18 protein-coding genes are annotated in these 17,903 nt (G+C 62.1%); 8 read left to right on the top strand and 10 right to left on the bottom strand.

From position 1 onward, the window contains the following. Positions 1-21: 21 nt before the first annotated feature. From fliS to fliE, 8 genes are all read right to left on the bottom strand, one after another. Positions 22-408: a flagellar export chaperone FliS gene (gene fliS / locus GJ700_RS24145; RefSeq protein WP_154378725.1), complete on the bottom strand. Its 387-nt coding sequence runs from the start codon at positions 406-408 to the stop codon at positions 22-24. 18 nt (positions 409-426) lie between these two features. Then, positions 427-1,818, bottom strand: a complete 1,392-nt coding sequence (gene fliD / locus GJ700_RS24140; RefSeq protein WP_154378723.1) for a flagellar filament capping protein FliD — start codon at positions 1,816-1,818, stop codon at positions 427-429. A 109-nt stretch (positions 1,819-1,927) separates the two neighbouring features. Beyond that, positions 1,928-2,362 (bottom strand): flagellar export protein FliJ, encoded by a 435-nt coding sequence (fliJ, locus tag GJ700_RS24135; protein ID WP_154378721.1) that lies wholly within the window; start codon positions 2,360-2,362, stop codon positions 1,928-1,930. After that, positions 2,359-3,669, bottom strand: a complete 1,311-nt coding sequence (gene fliI, locus GJ700_RS24130; protein ID WP_154378719.1) for a flagellar protein export ATPase FliI — start codon at positions 3,667-3,669, stop codon at positions 2,359-2,361. The genes fliJ and fliI overlap by 4 nt, the downstream gene beginning before the upstream one ends. Beyond that, complete coding sequence (gene fliH / locus GJ700_RS24125; protein ID WP_154378717.1) at positions 3,666-4,364, bottom strand: flagellar assembly protein FliH; 699 nt, start codon at positions 4,362-4,364, stop codon at positions 3,666-3,668. The genes fliI and fliH overlap by 4 nt, the downstream gene beginning before the upstream one ends. Continuing rightward, on the bottom strand, positions 4,364-5,395 hold the full coding sequence (locus tag GJ700_RS24120; protein ID WP_154378715.1) for a flagellar motor switch protein FliG: 1,032 nt from the start codon (positions 5,393-5,395) through the stop codon (positions 4,364-4,366). The genes fliH and GJ700_RS24120 overlap by 1 nt, the downstream gene beginning before the upstream one ends. After that, a complete protein-coding gene (fliF, locus tag GJ700_RS24115) occupies positions 5,379-7,208 on the bottom strand; it encodes a flagellar basal-body MS-ring/collar protein FliF (protein ID WP_371868103.1) in 1,830 nt (609 codons plus the stop codon). Before fliF ends, GJ700_RS24120 begins: the two co-directional genes overlap by 17 nt. A gap of 52 nt (positions 7,209-7,260) precedes the next feature. After that, positions 7,261-7,623 (bottom strand): flagellar hook-basal body complex protein FliE, encoded by a 363-nt coding sequence (fliE, locus tag GJ700_RS24110; protein WP_154378711.1) that lies wholly within the window; start codon positions 7,621-7,623, stop codon positions 7,261-7,263. A gap of 509 nt (positions 7,624-8,132) precedes the next feature. Here fliE and GJ700_RS24105 point away from each other — a divergent pair. From GJ700_RS24105 to GJ700_RS24070, 8 genes are all read left to right on the top strand, one after another. Next, on the top strand, positions 8,133-9,017 hold the full coding sequence (locus GJ700_RS24105) for a FliM/FliN family flagellar motor switch protein (protein WP_154378709.1): 885 nt from the start codon (positions 8,133-8,135) through the stop codon (positions 9,015-9,017). Positions 9,018-9,019: 2 nt separating this feature from the next. Next, positions 9,020-9,406, top strand: coding sequence for a FliM/FliN family flagellar motor switch protein (locus tag GJ700_RS24100; RefSeq protein ID WP_154378707.1), 387 nt, complete (start codon positions 9,020-9,022; stop codon positions 9,404-9,406). Further along, the gene (gene fliP / locus GJ700_RS24095) at positions 9,403-10,167 is read left to right on the top strand and encodes a flagellar type III secretion system pore protein FliP (RefSeq protein WP_154378705.1); all 765 of its coding nucleotides are present in this window, start codon (positions 9,403-9,405) and stop codon (positions 10,165-10,167) included. The genes GJ700_RS24100 and fliP overlap by 4 nt, the downstream gene beginning before the upstream one ends. 10 nt (positions 10,168-10,177) lie before the next feature. After that, positions 10,178-10,450, top strand: coding sequence for a flagellar biosynthesis protein FliQ (gene fliQ, locus GJ700_RS24090; RefSeq protein ID WP_154378703.1), 273 nt, complete (start codon positions 10,178-10,180; stop codon positions 10,448-10,450). Positions 10,451-10,452: 2 nt separating this feature from the next. Beyond that, positions 10,453-11,232, top strand: a complete 780-nt coding sequence (locus GJ700_RS24085; RefSeq protein ID WP_154378701.1) for a flagellar biosynthetic protein FliR — start codon at positions 10,453-10,455, stop codon at positions 11,230-11,232. Further along, positions 11,225-12,361 (top strand): EscU/YscU/HrcU family type III secretion system export apparatus switch protein, encoded by a 1,137-nt coding sequence (locus GJ700_RS24080; protein ID WP_154378699.1) that lies wholly within the window; start codon positions 11,225-11,227, stop codon positions 12,359-12,361. The genes GJ700_RS24085 and GJ700_RS24080 overlap by 8 nt, the downstream gene beginning before the upstream one ends. Then, positions 12,361-14,448: a flagellar biosynthesis protein FlhA gene (locus tag GJ700_RS24075; protein WP_154378697.1), complete on the top strand. Its 2,088-nt coding sequence runs from the start codon at positions 12,361-12,363 to the stop codon at positions 14,446-14,448. The genes GJ700_RS24080 and GJ700_RS24075 overlap by 1 nt, the downstream gene beginning before the upstream one ends. A gap of 148 nt (positions 14,449-14,596) precedes the next feature. After that, complete coding sequence (locus GJ700_RS24070; protein WP_229507211.1) at positions 14,597-15,754, top strand: esterase-like activity of phytase family protein; 1,158 nt, start codon at positions 14,597-14,599, stop codon at positions 15,752-15,754. An 8-nt stretch (positions 15,755-15,762) separates the two neighbouring features. Here the strand turns inward: GJ700_RS24070 and fliK are convergent, their stop codons facing one another. Together fliK and GJ700_RS24060 are read right to left on the bottom strand one after the other, a co-directional pair. After that, positions 15,763-16,710 carry a flagellar hook-length control protein FliK gene (gene fliK, locus GJ700_RS24065; RefSeq protein ID WP_154378695.1) on the bottom strand — a complete coding sequence of 316 codons (948 nt, stop codon included), beginning with the start codon at positions 16,708-16,710 and terminating at the stop codon, positions 15,763-15,765. Between the two features lie 113 nt (positions 16,711-16,823). Beyond that, complete coding sequence (locus GJ700_RS24060; protein ID WP_154378693.1) at positions 16,824-17,711, bottom strand: flagellin N-terminal helical domain-containing protein; 888 nt, start codon at positions 17,709-17,711, stop codon at positions 16,824-16,826. Positions 17,712-17,903 lie beyond the last annotated feature (192 nt).

Below are 17,903 nucleotides of genomic sequence, written 5' to 3'. Positions count from 1 at the left end.
AGTTGCAACAAAGTCGATTGCCTATCCATTCTTCGCCTGCACTCCCAGCCAGCCCTGCTTGATGGTGGTGAGCAGACCGCTTACTTCATCGATGATGGCCGGTTCCATGTCGACACCGGCCCGGTACAGGCGTGCTGCGCAATAGTCGTACAGGCGGCCCAGGTTGGCCACGATTTCACCACCCTGCTCATAGTCGAGCGAGCTGGACAAACCATTAATGATTTCCGTGCATTTATTCAGGCTGTTGGCCTTCAACTCGTAGCGCTTGCCGATGATATGGCCACGCGCACGCGCCAGTTCTTCCAGCAGGCCGTCGGTCAGGACCAGCACCAGCTCCACCGGGGAGGCGCGGGCCGTCTGCGCATCCAGGTTGGTGGAATGGTAACTGCTATAGGCTTCCAGGCTCATATGAAACTCTCTTAAAACTTAGCTATCGGATTTGCTGAACATGGCATCAAACAAGCCCGTGTTCTGTGCCATTTGCGATTGCAGGGTTTGCAATTGCGTGAATTGCGACAGGTAGCGCTTGTAGGCGCTGTTGTACTGGTCGTCCAGCTGGGCCTGGCGGTCGGACAGCGATGTCTGCTGCTTTTGCACGCTGCTTTTGCGCTGGTTCAGCTGGCCGTCGACGGAATTCGTCCACTGGTTGGTCAGCGTGTCCAGGTCGCCCAGCACGCCGGATTCGTTATTGACGGTGGCGCTGCCGAACAGCGAATCCAGCGCGGCCGGATTGGCGGTGATGGCTTTGTCCAGGCGCGCGCTGTCGAGCGCAATGGTGCCATCGCGCTGGCCCGTGATGCCGAACGTCGGCAGGCTCTGGCCGCCGGACAGCTGGCGCAGGGTCGCCGTCATGCGGCTGCGCAACGCCATCAGGCCGGAATCCTGGGCGAACGGGCCAGGATCCTTGCCGGACGCCGGATCGCCGGGCGCCGTCAGGTTGGCCAGCGTGGTCGACAGCTTGTTGTAGGCATCGACGAAGGCCTGCACATTGGCGTGCGTGGTGGTCTTGTCCAGGCCCACCGTCAGGGTGGCAGGGGTTTCGCCCACGCTCTGGGCGCGGGTGAACGTCATCTTGACGTTGTCGACCAGGTTGAACGTGTTCGATGCCTGTTGCACCCTGGTGCCAGTGTTCTGCGCGCCGACCCACACCACGGCATCCTGCGCCGCCACCAGCGTCTGCTGCTTGGCGGGATCGTCGAGGATGGCTTTCAAGTCCACGTTGGTGATGCCGGACGTATCGAGCGACACGGCGTTGTCGGCGCCGGTGTTGCCAGCGGTCAAGACCAGCGTTGGTTCGCCATTGACCGTCAGCGTTGACGCCGTCACGCGTGCATTGTTGTCGGCAGCCTGGTTGATGGCCGACGCGATTTCCTGCGCCGTCAGCAAGCCGTCATGGTTGTTGTCGGAATTGGTCAGGTTGACGTTGAAATTGCTGCCGTCGGCCAGCACCACGTTCAGGCTGCCGCTGCCGGCTGCCGCCGTGTCCGTGACGCCGCCATATGAAACTTGCCCGGCTGTGGCCAGGCGTTCGACATAAAAGTTATACGTCCCGGCAATGGCCGTGGAACTGGCCGTGGCGGTACCGACATTGGCGTCGAATTTGGCGGAATTCGCCACCATGCTTTTTTGCGTGCTGAACGACGACAGGGCGGACGAAAACTCGCTCATTGCCGAGCTCAGGGAGGTCAACGCCTTCGATTGCGCCATGGCGCGGCTGGACTGGGCGGTGATCATGGCCTGGCGACCTGCCGTGTAGGCGGTGGCCAGTTTGGTAGCGGTCGACGTCGGGTCGTAGGTAGTGCTGCTGGTGGTAGCCATATTCGTACTCCGGGAGTATGTGTTGGAAGTGTACCTAAGTAATAGGCGACCAACTTCATCCTCTTATGAAATTGTGACGTGCGGAAACTACGTTTTGCCTAAATAACCGTCATTTTTGGCCGCGCAGCCACAATTGTGTTGCCAGTTCATCCTGCCGCTTGCGTTCCTTGGCTTGTTCCTGGTGCGCCAGCGCCTTTTGCTCTTTCTGCAAGACCTGGCCCAGGATTTCCCGTTTGACAAACGCGGCATTCAACGCCCGTTGCGACACCGCCATGTCCGCTTCATGCATGGTCAGGTCCAGTTTGTGGCTGTCGACCATTTGCATGACGGCTTGCTTGTAGTCGCCGCAATTGCTGGCCAGCGCCAGCGGCAGCTTGCCGCTGGCGCCGCTGTTCTTGTATAACCCCGTCAGGCGGTCCAGGTTTTTCTGGTAGCGTTCGCGCACGCTTTCCTTGGCGGCCATTTCGGTTTGCAGGCGCTCGACTTCCGTCGTGCGCAAATTCACCAGGGTCGACAGGCTGCGGATTTTGGTCGGTGGGGTCATGCCATCAGCCTTTCAAGGTTTTCTACGCAGTGGCCGTATGGCGCCGGCTCCTTGGCGCCCTGGCACAGGAAATCTTCGATATGCGGATGCAGGTTCACGGCCTTGTCGGTGACCGGATCGGCGCCCGGCACGTAGGCGCCCAGCGGAATCAGGTCGCGCACCCGTTCGTGGCGCGCCACGGCGGCTTTCAGCGCGCGCGCCGCCTGCATGTGCGCCGGCGAAATCACGTGCGCCATGCAGCGCGACACGGACGCGCCGACGTTGATGGCGGGATAATGGCCCCGTTCGGCCAGTTCGCGTGTCAGCACGATGTGGCCATCGAGAATCGCGCGCGCTGTGTCGACCACGGGATCCTGCTGGTCATCGCCCTCGGCCAGCACGGTATAAATCGCGCTCATGCTGCCCACCGGGTTTTCGCCATTGCCGGCGGACTCCACCAGCTGCGGCAGGTTGGAAAACACGGACGGCGGATACCCCTTGGTGGCGGGTGGTTCCCCCAGCGCCAGGGCTTGCTCGCGCAAGGCCATGGCATAGCGCGTCAGCGAATCGACCAGCAACAGTACATTCTTGCCCTGGTCGCGGTAGTGGGCGGCGATCGAGTGGCACAGTTCGGTCGCCATGATACGCATCAGCGGCGATTCATCGGCCGGTGCAATCACCAGCACGGCTTTGCGCATGCCTTCGGCGCCCAGCGACATGTCGACGAATTCGCGCACTTCGCGCGAACGTTCGCCGATCAGGCCCACCACCACCACGTCCGCCACCGTCTGGCGCGTCATCATGCCCAGCAGGACGGATTTGCCGACACCGGAACCGGCCATCAGGCCGACGCGCTGGCCACGGCCGATGGTCAGCATGGAATTGATCGCGCGGATACCGACGTCGAGCGGTTCCGTCACGGGTTTCTTGCGCAGCGGATGGACGCGTGGCGGCGTGTAATCGAGCGGGAATTCGCCGCCCAGCTTGCCCAGGCCGTCGATCGGTTCGCCCAGGCCATTGACCATGCGGCCCAGCCACGACGGGCCGATGGACAGCGTGGCTTTATCGGGGGAGGGCAGCACGCGGGCGCCCGTCTGCAAGCCGATGGCTTTCTTGAACGGCATCAGGAAGGACAGCTTGTCGCGGAAACCCACCACTTGCGCATCGAGCCATTCGCCGCCGACCGTCTCGATCTGGCAACGTTGACCGGTGTGCAAAGGGCAACCTACGGCTTCCAGCAGCAAGCCGGATGCGCCCACCAGCCGCCCGGTGGGCGTGGCCATCGGGACGGCATCGAGTTCCAGCTTGCGGAGTGCATCGGCAATCATTCTTCGCTTTCAGGCTCTTCGCCGGTGTCGGCGGCGGTTAACTGATTATCGACCTGTTCCATGACAGCAGCAAGACGCTGGTGGCAGCCGGCGTCGACTTCGTTGTCGCCCGCGCGGATGCGGCATTCGCCCACGTCCAGGCGCGAATCCGGGATCAGGTTCCAGCGCTTGGTGCGCTTCGGATCCAGGTCCTGGATGCGTTTCAATTCTTCCGGGTTCAGGTACACATCGATGTCGTCGCGGGTCGGCGGCATCGATGCCAGCGTTTCATCGACCAGCGCCATGATCTGCACCGGTTGCAGCGCCAGTTCTGCGCGGATCACGGACCTTGCCACCTTGGCCACCAGGTCCACCACTTCCTTGCGCTGCGCGGCGCGGTAGTCGGCGCGCAGTTTTTTCAAGCCCTTCAGCATCGAGTCCACGGGGCGGGCGAAATTGTCGAACGCCACCAGCGTTTCGTTGCGGCCTTCTTCGCGCCCCTGCTCGAAGCCGGCGTTGCGGCCCGCTTCAAAACCGTCTTCCTGCCCGCGCTGCAAGCCGATTTCATAGCCGTCGCGCTGGCCCTGCTCGAAACCTTCCTGGACCGACGCCTGCCATTGCACGGAATCCGTGGTCAGGCCGCTGGCGGCCGCGCGTGCCGGCGCCGGCGCGAATTGCGACAGGGGAGGGAAGCGATAGGGACGGAATTGCTTCATTATTCAACCACCTTCTCGGCAAACAGTTGGACTTCCACCTCGCCGGCGTCGGCCAGCGCTTTCACGGTGGTCATGATTTCCTGGCGTGCGGCTTCGATACGCGACATCGGCACCGGACCGGCGCGGCGCATCATGTCTTCGAATGCCTGCGCCTGGCGCTTCGGCATGGTCTTCAGCACGGCGTCGCGGATCGACAGTTCCGCGCCCTTGAGGGCAATCGCCCACTGTTCCAGCGGCACTTCCTCGATCAGGCGGGAAATCGTGGCCTCGGTCTGCGTCGACAGGATCAGGAAGTCGTACATCGACAGTTCGATCTGGTTCACCACTTCCGGGTCGTGCGCGCGCAGCAGTTCCACCATCTGCGCCCGGTTCGACGGCAGGCGGTTGAGGATCTCCGCCACCTGGCGCACGCCTTCCACGCTGGTGCTTTGCGAATCAAAGCTGCCCAGGCAGCGGTTCACCAGTTCTTCCAGTTCTTCCAGCAAATCGCGGTCGATTTCATCGAGGCGGGCCAGGTTCAGCAACACCAGGTCGCGGCCGTCGGCCGGCAGCGCATCGATGATCTGGCCGGCCAGCGCGGGCGGCAGGAACGCGAGGAACACGGCTTGCATCTGCACGTGTTCATTGGCGATGTATTCGGCCAGCCACTTTGGCGAGGCCCACTGCAGGCGCGCCATTTTCGGACGCAGTTCGTCGCCGTAAATATTGTTCAGCACCGTGTTGGCAATGTCGCCGCCCAGCGCCAGGTCCAGCGAGCGCTTCAGGTAGCTGCGCGATGCGCCGTGCACGCCGGACTGTTCGCGGTAATCGTCGAAGAACGCTTGCATCGCGGTTTTCACCGCTTCCACCTTGATGCCGCTCATGCGCGACATCACTTGCGTCACTTCCAGCAATTCTTCGCGGCTCAGGCAGCGCAGCACGGCGGCGGCCGGCTCTTCGCCGATCGACAGCAGCACGATGGCCGCCTGCTCCACCGGCGTCAGGAAGGCGCCCGAAGGATCGCCCATGTCGGGATTATTGAGGTCGGCCATTTTTCTGCATCCACTGTTTAACAACTTCCGCTACGCGCTCCGGCTCTTTCTCAGCCAGGATCTTCAGGTGGTCGACCATCACGTCGACGGACGAGCCGGTCGGCGGCAAGTCATAGTTTTCCAGCAGCGGCACCACCGGCATGCCAGGCTTCACGCCGCCCGGCATGGCGTTCGCCGCTTCCGCGCCGCCCAGTGCCGGCGCCGCATGGGCAGGACCGGCGCCGGACTGGCCTGGCAGTTGCTGCTGGGCGCCATGGGCAGCCCCGGCCGCGCCTGCCGCCTCGCCTGCCGCGGCGCCCGCGCCACGGCGGTCGCTCGGGGCGCGCAACGTCACTTGTTCCGGACCGGCCGCAACGGCCACCGCCGGTTTCGGCAGCATCGCCTGCACCACGTTCATCAGCAGTTTCAGCATCGGACGCACGAACAGGAAGAAGGCCAGCAGCGCGCCGATCGCATAGGTCAGCCACAGCGAGTAGTCGACCACGGTTTCGCGTTCCTGCCACCATGGGGCCGGCGCCGGCTTGGCCGGGAAATTCATCGCCGTCACCACCAGGGTGTCGCCCCGCTTGTCGTCGATGCCGAGGCCGTTGCGCAGCACCTTGTCGATATTGGCCAGTTCCGCGGCGCTCCAGCCGGTTTTCGGGAACGGCGCGGCGGCATGTGCCAGCACCACGGCGATATTCTGTTTCTCCAGCTGGCCACGGGCATGCTTGGTCTGCGTGATGCTGCGGTCATACGCGTACTGGCGGGTGGTGGCGTTCTTGCGGCTCTGGTCGCCACCGCCTTCGGTGTCCTTGCCATCGGCGGTCTTGGTGCCGTCGGTGCCGGCTTTCGCATCGGCCGGCGGCGGACGGTTCGACAACGTGCCCGGCACACCCATCACGAGGCGGTTGCGGTCCTGCTCGTCGCGCATGGCTTCGCTGGTGACTTTCGGCGCCGAGCCGAATTTCTCCACCGTCTCTTCGATGCGGTCGTTGTTGACGACGGCCGTCACGCTGACCTTGAAGTTCTCGTCGCCCACGATCGGACCCAGCAAGCCCTTGATGTTGGTGCGGATATCTTCCTGCGCACGCTTGCCGTGTTCATTGCCGGCCGAACCCGGGTCAAAGCCTTCATCCATGTCGACGTGCGACGACAGCAGATTGCCGGTCTGGTCGACCAGGCTGACGCGGGCAGGGCTCAGGCTGGCCACGCTGCCCGATACCATGTTGACGATGGCGGCGATGGTCTCGTTGGACAGCTTGCGGCCCGGCTTGGTGGAAATCACCACCGACGCGGACGACTTGTCGCCGTCGCTGGACACGAATGACGTGGATTTGGCGATCGACAGGTGCACGCGCGCCGTGGCGATCGCATCGAGCGTCATGATCGATTGCGCCAGCTCGCCTTCCAGGCCGCGGCGGAAACGCACGTCCTGCACGAACTGCGACACGCCCAGCGGGTCGTTCTTGTCCATCAATTCCAGGCCGGCCGGCAATTGCGCCGTCACGCCCTTGGCGGCCAGCAGCATGCGCACCTTGCCCAGCATGGACGACGGCACCATGACCTGGCCGCTGTCCGGATGGACGCGGTAGGAAATGTGCTCGGCTTCCAGCACGCTCATCATGTCGGCCGCGACGACTTTTTCGCGCGCGCCAAACACCGGCTTGTAGCTGGACTGGTCTTGCCACATCACCATCATGATCAGCGCGGTGATGCCGATCGCCAGGGTCACGATGGGCGCAATGTTTTTCGTCAATGCCGGCGACAGGAGTGGGGTACTGCCGTCGCCCGGCCGCAAGCGCGCAAGGGCGGACTTGATGGGATTGGTCACTGTAATCTTCCGCAGGAGAAGGAGGGGTTGGAACTGGGGGTAGAGCGCTGCATTACAACGGCAGCTTGATCAATTCATCCACGGCGCCCATGACCTTGTTGCGTACTTGCATCAGCATGGAAAAGGATAAATTGGCTTCCTGGCTGGCCAGCATGGCGCCTACCAGGTCGTCACTGCGGCCGGAATCGACGTCCGCCATCTTTTGCGCCGCGTTGGCGTCGTCCGCATTGACTTTATTTAGCGCTTCGCGCATGGACTGGGCGAAGTTGCCGCCGTGCTGGCCGGTGGCGCCTGCCTGGCCGGGCATATTGCCGAACTGGGCAGCAGGGGCAATGGCGGAACTCGATAAATCGGCGGCCGCATTGGTCAGGGAAGCCAGATCCGCCTGGATCAGGCTGGCGAATTCGTTAGCCATATTGCACCTCCATTAGTTGCCCGTAGTTGCCCATACAATTGCAACGTTGTTCACACATGGCTACCATAGCCCCATGTCGGCTATTTCCGACAAGCGCCGGCAACTTCCGATGCGCGGCGGACTCGAAGAATCATACATGCTGGAAATTAGTCTGGCGTAGTTCATTGTGCGGAAACAACAGAAAAGGTAAATCCGTGTCCCCTCAATGAGACAGAATTTCCTTTTTAATCATGCACTAAGCGCATTTTTGAGGTATTTTATTGCCTCGCAGCAATTGCGTTATCATGCTACGAATAAGCTTACCCGCTAGCAATATTTCTGTAAAGACTAAGTGCTCTCAGGATCAAAAATTGATCCATGGCAATGGGCGAGAATTTCATGTAAGCTTCGCTCGCCCTGCCTTTTTTAAGCTAGGATATGGCATATGGCTTTCCGCAGTGAGAGCGTACCGACCGCGTACCGATTCCAACGACTAGGCGAACTTCGCACGAACCTCGCATAAACTTCACATGAACCTCGTGAAAAAAAACGCGCAGCATCAGGTACTGGATCCATGCCTGCTGGGTCGCCCCGTGCACCGCTTGCCGGTGTTCGCAGCCCAGCTCAAGGAAGACCTGGCGCAAGCCATGCGCCTGAATTTGAATCGCCGCTACTGGGGCTCGTTCCAGGTCGACAGCGTGGAATTTTCCCGCCTGGACGGCACGGAGCCGCGCGCCCGCTGGCTGAACTTTGCCGCGCCCGCCGGCGACATTGCGTTCTCGCTGGAGCGCAAGGTGTTGTTGGCCGTCCTCAATTTCCGCTATGGCCGCGCCAAGAGCGATGGCGCACTGGATGACACGGCTGTGAAGGTCACGGCCACGGAAGACCGCCTCGCCGTGGTGCTGGGGCAACAGCTGGCCGGCACGCTGGCCGGCCGCATCGAAGCGAATTTGCCGCGCCCCGACAAGACGGAAGATACGCCGGACGATGGCAAGCAACACGATTTTCACGCGGAACCGGGCGCCCAGCCTGCCGCCGGTACCTGGATCATCAGCGTGACCGTGTCGGACCATGACACGGGCGGCAAGCCGCCGCTGGTGGGCCGCTTCTCGTTTGCGCTGGACAAGCACTTGATGACGTCCGTGCTGCACGGGCTGTCGCCGGAGCGCGACAATGCGCGCCGCGCTCCGCAGGCATCGGCGCCGCTTGCCACGCGCCTGCAAGTCAATTTGAAGGGCATCCTGGTTACCAAGGAAGTCATGCTGGGCAACTTGTTTGACATGCAGATCGGCGACGTGATACCGATCAGCATGCACCGGGCCGACGTCCTGCTCGACGATTCCCGTTTATTTACGGCGGCCGTATCCGAGCACAAAGGCAAGATCTGTTTAACCTCTTTTGAAGACGTCGAATAAACATGATGAACGTAAATCCGAACAGCGGCAGTGACGCGTTGCTGGAAGATATTTCCGAAGAAATGATCATCGACCAGGGCGGCAACGACATGGGCGACGGCATGGTGCCGGCCCGTACGGGCGGCCCGCGGCGGGACTTGCCGCAAATGATGCGCAAGATCCCCGTGACCCTGACCCTGGAAGTGGGTTCGGCCCGCATTTCGCTGCAGGAATTGATGTCGATCGGACCGGAAAGCGTGGTGGAGCTGGACATGCTGGCCGGCGAGCCGCTGACCATCAAGGTCAACGGCACCGCGATTGGCCGCGCCGAAGTCGTGGTGGCCGGTGAAAACTATGGCCTGAAGGTAATCGACCTGGACGGTCTGAACCTCGACATGATGCAGCCATGATCCTGGCAAAGCTGAGGCAGCCGCGCTGGTTGGCGGGGCTGCTGGGCGCGGCTGCGCTGGCTGCTTGCGTAGCCGCGCCTGCCCACGCCGTCGACCTGCTGGCCAATGTGGTACCGGGAGCGAAGACCGAACTGACGGTCAAGACCCAGATTCTCATCATCATGACCTTGCTGGGCTTGCTGCCCATGCTGGTCATGATGATGACCAGTTTCACCCGCTTCGTGATCGTGCTGTCGCTGCTGCGGCAGGCGCTGGGCTTGCAGCAAGGCTTGCCCAACCGCGTCGTCACGGGCGTGGCCCTGATCCTCACATTGCTGGTGATGCGCCCGATCGGCGACGATATCTGGCGCAACGCGTTCGTTCCTTACGACCAGGAAAAGATCGGCCTCGAGCAGGCGCTGAAAATCGCGGAAGCGCCGATTTCCCGCTTCATGCTGGCCCAGACCAGCAAGGCCGCCCTGAAGCAGATCGCCCACCTGGCCGGCGATGAAAAAGTCGCCAAGCCGGCCGATCACGCGTTCACCGTCAAGCTGGCGGCCTTTGTGCTGTCGGAATTGAAGACGGCGTTCCAGATCGGTTGCCTGCTGTTCATTCCGTTCCTCATCATCGACCTTGTCGTGTCGTCGGTTTTGATGGCAATGGGTATGATGATGCTGTCGCCGCTGGTGATTTCATTGCCGTTCAAGCTGTTGCTGTTTGTCCTGGTGGATGGCTGGACCTTGACGGTCAATACGCTGGTTACCAGCATCCAGTCTTATTGACGGGGACGCTATGCTGACACCCGATCTCGCAGTCGACCTCATTGCCGAGTCGCTGCACATCGTGATGATCCTGGTACTGGTACTGGTGGTGCCGGGCCTCGTCACGGGCCTGGTGGTATCGCTGATCCAGGCCGCCACGCAAATCAATGAACAGACGCTGAGCTTTTTGCCGCGCCTGATCGTGACCCTGCTGGCGCTCATCATGGCGGGACGCTGGATGGCCGGCTACCTGATGGATTACTGCGTGTCCATCTTCACCCGCGCGGCCACACTGGTGGGTTAGCAATGGAAGCGCTCATGGCCCAGATGTTACCCATGCTCAATGCATGGTGGTGGCCATTCGTGCGCGTGATGGCCATGATGGCGTCCGCGCCGGTGCTGGGCGAAGCCATGGTGCCCGTCACCATCCGCGTCCTGGCCAGCCTGGTGCTGTCGGTGTTGATGTTGCCGCTGACCAGCAACGCGGAGGCGGTCGATCCGATTTCCATGCATGGCGTGGTGGCCACCATCGAGCAGGCCGTGATCGGCGGCGTGCTGGGCCTGGCGTTCCACTTCGCCACGTCCGTCATGATGGTGCTGGGCTTTATGGTGTCGAGCCAGATCGGCTTTTCCATGGCGGTCATGAACGACCCGATCAACGGCCAGTCGTCGGACGTGGTGTCGGCGCTGCTGACCATGCTGACCATCGTGATTTTCTTTGCCGTGGACGGCCACCTGGTGATTGCCGGCGTGATCGGCGCCAGCTTCAAGGCGTGGCCGCTGGGCGCGGGCTACCACCCGCTGCTGCTGCAAACGGTGGCGTGGAACGTGGCGTGGATCTTTGCCGCCGCCATGCTGCTGGCGGTGCCGATCGTGTTCGCCACCATCGTGGTGCAGATCGGCTTCGGTTTCCTGAACCGCGTGGCGCCTACCTTGAACCTGTTTTCGCTGGGCTTTTCCGTGGTGACGATCTTCGGCCTGTACATGCTGGCCCAAATCGTGCGCTTCATCCCCGCCCATTACATCCGGATATCAGGGCAGGTGCTGGATATGATCGAGACGCAAATGCGGGTGGCCCATGGCTGACGACAGCACAGGCGACAAGTCAGAGAAGGCTTCAGCGCAGAAGCTGAAAAAGGCGCGGGAAGAGGGCCAGGTCGTCCGTTCGCGGGACCTGGCGACGGCGCTCGGCATCCTGGTGACCCTGAAGCTGTTTATTTTCCTGATGCCGTCCTACATGGAAGACATGCGGGGATTGTTCCACCAGGCGTTCGGCAATTACGAAGCGGAAGGCTCGATGCTGAACTCGCTGTCGATCATTTTCTCGTCGGCCACGTGGCTGCTGATCAAGATGATCCTGCCGCTGTTCGTGGTGCCGATGGCGATCATCCTGGGCAGTATGGTGCCGGGCGGCTGGGTGTTTTCCAGCAAACACTGGGAACCGAAACTCGAGCGCTTTTCCCCGGTCAGCAACCTGGGGCGGCTGTTCTCCGGCAAGCACGCGTTTGAATTCGCACTGTCGCTGGCAAAGGCCACAGTGCTGGTCTGGGTGCTGGTGCACATCGCCACGTCGACCATGAAGGATTACACGCGCCTGCAGGCACTGCCGTTCAACGATGCATTGATGACGGGCGGCGCGCTGATGCTGGACGGCTTGATGGCGCTGATTTCCGTGTTCGTCATCTTTGCCATCGTCGACGTGCCGGCGCAGGCGTTTTTCTATGCGAAAAACCAGCGCATGTCGAAGCAGGATCTGAAGGAAGAATTCAAGAGCAGCGAAGGCCGCCCGGAAGTGCGGCAGCGCATCCGCCAGTTGCAGCGGGCGCTGGCGCAGCGCGCGGCGCGCAAGACCGTGCCGCAGGCCGACGTGGTGATCACCAACCCGGAACACTATGCGGTGGCGCTGCGCTATGACGAAACGCGGGCCGAAGCGCCTTATGTGCTGGCAAAGGGTGTCGATGAAATGGCGCTGTTCATCCGCCAGATCGCCATGGAACACAACATTGAAGTGATGCCCCTGCCACCGCTGGCGCGCGCCATCTACAATACCAGCCAGGTGAACCAGCAGATCCCCGTGCAGCTGTACGCGGCGGTCTCGCAAGTGCTGAATTACGTACTGGCGCTGAAGTCGTTCCGCTCCGGCCAGCGCGGCAACGAGCCGCTGTTCCCATCCGATATACCTGTACCTGAAGCTATGAGTGAGGCAAGACCCTGATGAATCTCCTGAACCGCATTGTCACTGAATTGCGGCGCCACAAGTTCGCGACACCATTGTTCGTGCTGGCGATCCTCGGCATGATCATCCTGCCGTTGCCGCCGGCATTGCTGGACATCCTGTTCACCTTCAACATCGTGCTGGCGCTGATCGTCATCCTGGTCAGCGTGTCGGCCAAGCGGCCGCTGGACTTCTCGGTGTTCCCGACCGTGATCCTGGCCACCACGCTGATGCGGCTGACCCTGAACGTGGCGTCGACCCGCGTGGTGCTGCTGCGCGGCCATGAAGGCACGGCCGCCGCCGGTCACGTGATCGAAGCCTTCGGTAACGTCGTCATTGGCGGCAACTACGTGGTCGGCCTGGTGGTGTTCGTGATCCTGATGATCATTAACTTCATTGTCGTGACCAAGGGCGCGGAACGGATTTCCGAAGTGTCGGCCCGCTTCACCCTGGACGCCTTGCCCGGCAAGCAGATGGCGATCGACGCCGACCTCAATGCGGGCCTGATCAACCAGGAAAAAGCCCAGGAACGCCGCCGCGACGTGGCGATGGAAGCGGACTTCTATGGCGCCATGGACGGCGCGTCGAAGTTCGTGCGCGGCGATGCGGTGGCGTCGATCCTGATCCTGATCATCAACATGGTGGGCGGCGTCGCGATTGGTTCGCTGATGCACAACATGTCGTTTGGCGACGCGTTCCGCCAGTACGCACTGCTGACCATCGGTGACGGCCTGGTGGCGCAAATCCCGGCGCTGCTGCTGTCGGCCGCATCGGCCATCCTGGTCACCCGCATTTCCGACGCCGGCGACTTCGAAGACACGGTCGCCAAGCAGGTGCTGTCGTCGCCGAGCGTGATCGGCAGCGCGGCCGGGCTGATGGTGATCCTGGCCGTCGTGCCGGGCATGCCGTGGCTGGTGTTCATGACCTTTGCCGGCGTACTGGGCTTTGTCGCGTGGAAGCTGAGCCAGCGGGTCGAGGCGCCCGACAATTCCGCCATGAAAGCCATCGAAGCGGCGCTGAAGGAAGAAAAGGCGCCGGAGCTGGAGTGGCAATCGCTGCCGGCCGTGCAGCCGCTGCAGGTGACGGTGGGCTACAAGCTGGTGGGCCTGATCGACAAGAACCACGGAGAACCGCTGACCAAGCGCATCCGCGGCGTGCGGCAAAGTATTTCCGAACAGATGGGCATGGTGTTGCCGCAAGTGGTGGTGCGCGACGACCTGGGGCTGAAGCCGTCGCAATACGCGGTGATGCTGTCGGGCGCCGTGGTGGCGCAGGCCGAGGTCTTCCCGGACCGGCTGATGGCGATTCCGTCGCCCACCGTGTACGGCAAGATCGACGGCATCCCCGGCGTGGAACCGGCCTACGGCATGCCGGTGACGTGGATCGAAGTGGGAGAGAAAGCCAACGCGCTGGGGCTGGGCTACCAGGTGGTGGAAGCGCCATCGGCGATCGCCACCCACCTGTCGAAGCTGACGCGCGAATACTTGCCGGAACTGTTCCGCCATGAAGACGTGCCGGCCATCCTGGAACGCCTGACGGCGCTGTCGCCCAAGCTGGCCGGCCAGCTGGAAAAGGCGATGACCCATACGCAACTGCTGCGCGTGTTCCGCGTGCTGTTGACGGAAAACGTGTCGCTCAAGGATATCGTACCGATTGCGACCACGTTGCTGGATTCGTCGGAAACCACCAAGGACCCGATCCTGCTGGCGGCCGAAGTGCGCTGCGCGCTGCGGCGCCAGATCGTGTCCGGCCTGTTTGGCCAGAAATCGGAAATGCTGGCCTTCAACCTGGGCGGTGAACTGGAAAATATGCTGCTGGGTTCGCTGAACCAGGCGCGCCAGGGCGGCAAGGTCGTGCTGGACAACTATCCGATCGACCCGCACTTGCTGGCGCAGCTGCAAGTGAACATGCCGGTGGCGCGCGAGCAGATGAAGCAGCAGGCCACGCCGCCGCTGTTGCTGGTGCTGCCGCAAATCCGGCCGCTGCTGGCCCGCTATGCGCGCTTGTTTGCGCCGGGCTTGCATGTGCTGTCGTATAACGAAGTGCCGGAAAACCGCGAAGTGTCGATCATCGGCACGGTCGGCTGACGCATTGATCGGTATCATCGGCGGCGTATAGGTGTAGCGCTGCCCATCATCCAAAAGCAATATTGCTTATAGTGTGCACCCTGCGGCATGCGGGGAACACGGCTCATAGAATGTAACGGTTGCCATAACAACCATTACATAGCACATCATGAGCCTGCCCACTTTTATCTCACGCCTGACTGTCTCTGCGATCGCCGTGGCCGCCATCCTGGCCGGCTGCGGCGGCGGTGAGCCCGACCGCTCCGTGGGCGGCCTGAAATTGCTGGGCGAACAGCGCATTCCACTGACGACGGTATTTAAGGGCACCGTGGTGGGCGGCCTGTCCGGCATCGATTACGACCCGGCCTCTGGTAACTGGATCCTCGTCAGCGACGACCGTTCCGATCAGAGCCCCGCGCGCTTTTATACCGCGCGATTGAATTACGGCCTGGATGGCTTTGGCGGCGCGGAATTGCGCGACGCGATGTATTTGCGCCAGGCCGACGGCAGCCAGTACCCGTCGCGCGCCCAGTATGCGCAGCGGGGTGGGGAAGTGGCGGACCCGGAATCGATCCGCTTCGATCCGCGCGACGGTTCGATCTGGTGGAGCAGCGAAGGCGACCGTTCGCTGGGCTTGCAACCGTTCGTGCGCCACGCGGCGGCCGATGGCGGCACCTTGGAAAGCTTGCCGACGCCATTCATGTTCAGCGTGTCGGCGGCGCAGACGCAGGGTTCGCGCATGAACCTCAGCTATGAGGCGATGAGCTTTGCCGCCGACGGCAAGTCGCTGTGGGTGGCGATGGAAGGGCCGGTGTACGCCGATGGCGCGCCCGCCACGGCCACCAGTGGGGCAGTGTCGCGCATTACCCGCCATGACTTGACGGGGACCATGAAGGCGCAATATGCGTACCGCATCGACGCGGTGCCGGGCGCCACGCCTTCGTCCGGCGCGGCGGAAAACGGCGTCAGCGAGATTCTTGCCATCGACAGCCACCGCTTGCTGGTGCTGGAGCGCGCCGTGGTGCAGCCGGCGCCGGGCCAGACTATCCAGTTCCATGCCCGCATTTATGAAATCGACACGGATGGCGCGACCGACGTCAGCCGGCTGGCATCACTGGCCGACGCCGGCTATACGCCGGTGAAAAAACGCCTGGTGCTGGATTTGACTACGCTGGGCATCCGGATCGACTGCATCGAGGGCATGGCATGGGGACCGCGCCTGGCCAACGGCCACCATTCCATCGTGCTGGTATCGGATGACAATTTCGACGCGTTTGGCGCGGGACAGGTGACGCAGTTGCTGGCGTTTGAAGTGTTGCCGAAATAACCGGGGGGTTACGCCGACTCTGAAAACAGGTCTTTGGGCTGTTGCGGCTGCGACAGCAGGACCGCCACTTCCGCCATGGATTTGAACACCGACTGCGTCAGCATGGCGGTCTGCACGCGGGTCGGGTTGTTGTATTCTTCGCGCACGGGCGCCAGTTCCCGCATCAGGTGGCAGCGCACCAGGGTCAGGCCGTTGCGGGAAATGATGGCGGCCAGTTGCGGCAGCATTTCACGCATGTATTCCATGGCGGCGTTCTGGTTGGCGCCGATTTCCAGCACCACGCCGTCGCCGGCCGGTTCCATCTGCACCAGGATCTTGCCGATGTCGGGCAGCGTGAGTTCCAGGCGGATGGCGATACGGGCGCGTTTGCGGCGCGGTTCGTCCGGCAGGCCGGGATCGCGCGAGACCACGCGCAGCACCAGCTTTTCCGCGCCCCACGCATAGACGGCGAAGCGCCACGATTCCATTTCACTGACCAGCATGGGCGCGGCGCGGCCATCGCGCACGGCGCTTTGCGCCTGGTCCGTCATGAAGATACCGGACGGCAGTTTGCGGCCATTGGCCTGGTCCATCAGGGCGGCGCGCTGTTCGCCATAGGTGCGCACCATCACGGCCCATGACTGGGCCATGGTATTCGGGTCCGGCTGTTGCCACACCAGTTGGCGCGACATTTGCAATTGATCGGGACGCAGCGCGGCGGGATCGGCCATATTGGCCGGCTGCGCGTGCAGGATGTTGGCGAGCGTGTTGAGCCCCGTGTGGGGCAGCATGGTTTCTGGCGCATCGACGATCGCACCCACTGCCGCGGGCAAGCCCGGTGGCAGGGAAAAGCTGGCCTCTTCGCCCGGCACGGTTCCGACCGGCGGAACCACCTGGGCCTGGCCAGGCTGTTCGCGGACGATCCGTTCCGGCACCGTCAGCGTGGCTGCGGGAGGAGTTAATCGATCTATTGCCATAACCCGATTTTACGAGTTGTAAAAAAAGAAGCCAACCGTAATCCCGGTTGGCTCCTGTTGTCCAGGGCGAAAAAACGCCCTGGAGATCGCTACAGCAGTAATTACGATTGCAATTATTGCAGCAGGGACAGAACCAGCGAGGACTGGCTGTTGCTTTGTTTCAGCATTGCGGTGCCAGCTTGCAGCAGCATCTGGCTCGACATCATCGATGCCGATTCCGTTGCGAAGTCGACGTCCATGATGCGGCCGGAAGCGTTCTTCGTGTTGGTCGACATGTTCGACAAGTTGTTGTACACGTGGTCCAGACGGTTGGCGGCTGCACCCAGCGACGAACGTACGTTCGATACGCCTTCGATGGCGGTCGACAGGGTGGTGATCATGTCGTTGGCCGCGTCGGCGGTCGCGATGCCGGTACCGGTGCCTGCGCCCACGGTGCCATCGGCAGCGAAGACGTGGCCGCCGTTGGTGGCGGTCAGGTTGGTGTGCATCGTGGTCAGCAGGGCGGAGATATCCACGCCCATCTGTTCGGATTCAGCGGAACCGATCTGGAAGTTGATCGCCACGTTGAATTTCGAGTCGGCTTTCGAGCTCAGCAGCGTGGTGCCGCCGAACGACGTGTTCGACACGATGTTGGTCAGCTCGTCGGTCAGCGCGTCGTATTCCGACTGCATGGCCGAACGGTCAACGTCGGTTGCGGAACCGTCTGCGGACTGGGTCGCCAGGTCTTTCATGCGAACCAGGATCGACGTGGTCTCGTCCAGCGCGCCGTCGGCGGTCTGGATCATCGAGATCGAATTCTGCGTGTTGCGCATGGCCATGCCCATACCGCTGGTTTGCGCTTGCAGGCGGGTTGCGATCTGCAGGCCAGCCGCATCATCCATTGCCGAGTTGATGCGGTAGCCGGTGCTCAAACGGGTCATCGACGTCGACAGGTGGCTCTGCGTCCGGGAGATCGAGTTTTGCGCGGACAGGGCTGCGTTGTTGGTATGAAGGCTCAGCATGAAAAACTCCTGGTGTAGGTGGGTTCGATTCAGAGCAGCGTTGCGTTATCTGCGCTCTCCCAAGTACAAGACGACCAATTCGCAGCGGGCATTAAGTGCTTAAGAGAAATTTTGAAGTTTTTTTTGATTTTTTTGCGTTTAGGGACTTCACCCCCGTCCACACCTGCGGTTTTACATCCTCTAATGATGCCA

It is taken from the genome of Pseudoduganella rivuli (genome assembly GCF_009674485.1).
Classification (GTDB): Bacteria; Pseudomonadota; Gammaproteobacteria; order Burkholderiales; family Burkholderiaceae_D; genus Rugamonas; species Rugamonas rivuli_B.
The sequence above is the reverse complement of the archived record's forward strand: the minus strand, read 5'-3'. Positions and strand labels throughout refer to the sequence as shown.

Coding starts and splice junctions, on each gene's coding strand:
- fliS (WP_154378725.1), bottom strand. CDS start 408: ATGAGCCTGGAAGCCTATAGCAGTTACCATTCCACCAACCTGGATGCG.
- fliD (WP_154378723.1), bottom strand. CDS start 1,818: ATGGCTACCACCAGCAGCACTACCTACGACCCGACGTCGACCGCTACC.
- fliJ (WP_154378721.1), bottom strand. CDS start 2,362: ATGACCCCACCGACCAAAATCCGCAGCCTGTCGACCCTGGTGAATTTG.
- fliI (WP_154378719.1), bottom strand. CDS start 3,669: ATGATTGCCGATGCACTCCGCAAGCTGGAACTCGATGCCGTCCCGATG.
- fliH (WP_154378717.1), bottom strand. CDS start 4,364: ATGAAGCAATTCCGTCCCTATCGCTTCCCTCCCCTGTCGCAATTCGCG.
- GJ700_RS24120 (WP_154378715.1), bottom strand. CDS start 5,395: ATGGCCGACCTCAATAATCCCGACATGGGCGATCCTTCGGGCGCCTTC.
- fliE (WP_154378711.1), bottom strand. CDS start 7,623: ATGGCTAACGAATTCGCCAGCCTGATCCAGGCGGATCTGGCTTCCCTG.
- GJ700_RS24105 (WP_154378709.1), top strand. CDS start 8,133: ATGAACCTCGTGAAAAAAAACGCGCAGCATCAGGTACTGGATCCATGC.
- GJ700_RS24100 (WP_154378707.1), top strand. CDS start 9,020: ATGATGAACGTAAATCCGAACAGCGGCAGTGACGCGTTGCTGGAAGAT.
- fliP (WP_154378705.1), top strand. CDS start 9,403: ATGATCCTGGCAAAGCTGAGGCAGCCGCGCTGGTTGGCGGGGCTGCTG.
- fliQ (WP_154378703.1), top strand. CDS start 10,178: ATGCTGACACCCGATCTCGCAGTCGACCTCATTGCCGAGTCGCTGCAC.
- GJ700_RS24085 (WP_154378701.1), top strand. CDS start 10,453: ATGGAAGCGCTCATGGCCCAGATGTTACCCATGCTCAATGCATGGTGG.
- GJ700_RS24080 (WP_154378699.1), top strand. CDS start 11,225: ATGGCTGACGACAGCACAGGCGACAAGTCAGAGAAGGCTTCAGCGCAG.
- GJ700_RS24075 (WP_154378697.1), top strand. CDS start 12,361: ATGAATCTCCTGAACCGCATTGTCACTGAATTGCGGCGCCACAAGTTC.
- GJ700_RS24070 (WP_229507211.1), top strand. CDS start 14,597: ATGAGCCTGCCCACTTTTATCTCACGCCTGACTGTCTCTGCGATCGCC.
- fliK (WP_154378695.1), bottom strand. CDS start 16,710: ATGGCAATAGATCGATTAACTCCTCCCGCAGCCACGCTGACGGTGCCG.
- GJ700_RS24060 (WP_154378693.1), bottom strand. CDS start 17,711: ATGCTGAGCCTTCATACCAACAACGCAGCCCTGTCCGCGCAAAACTCG.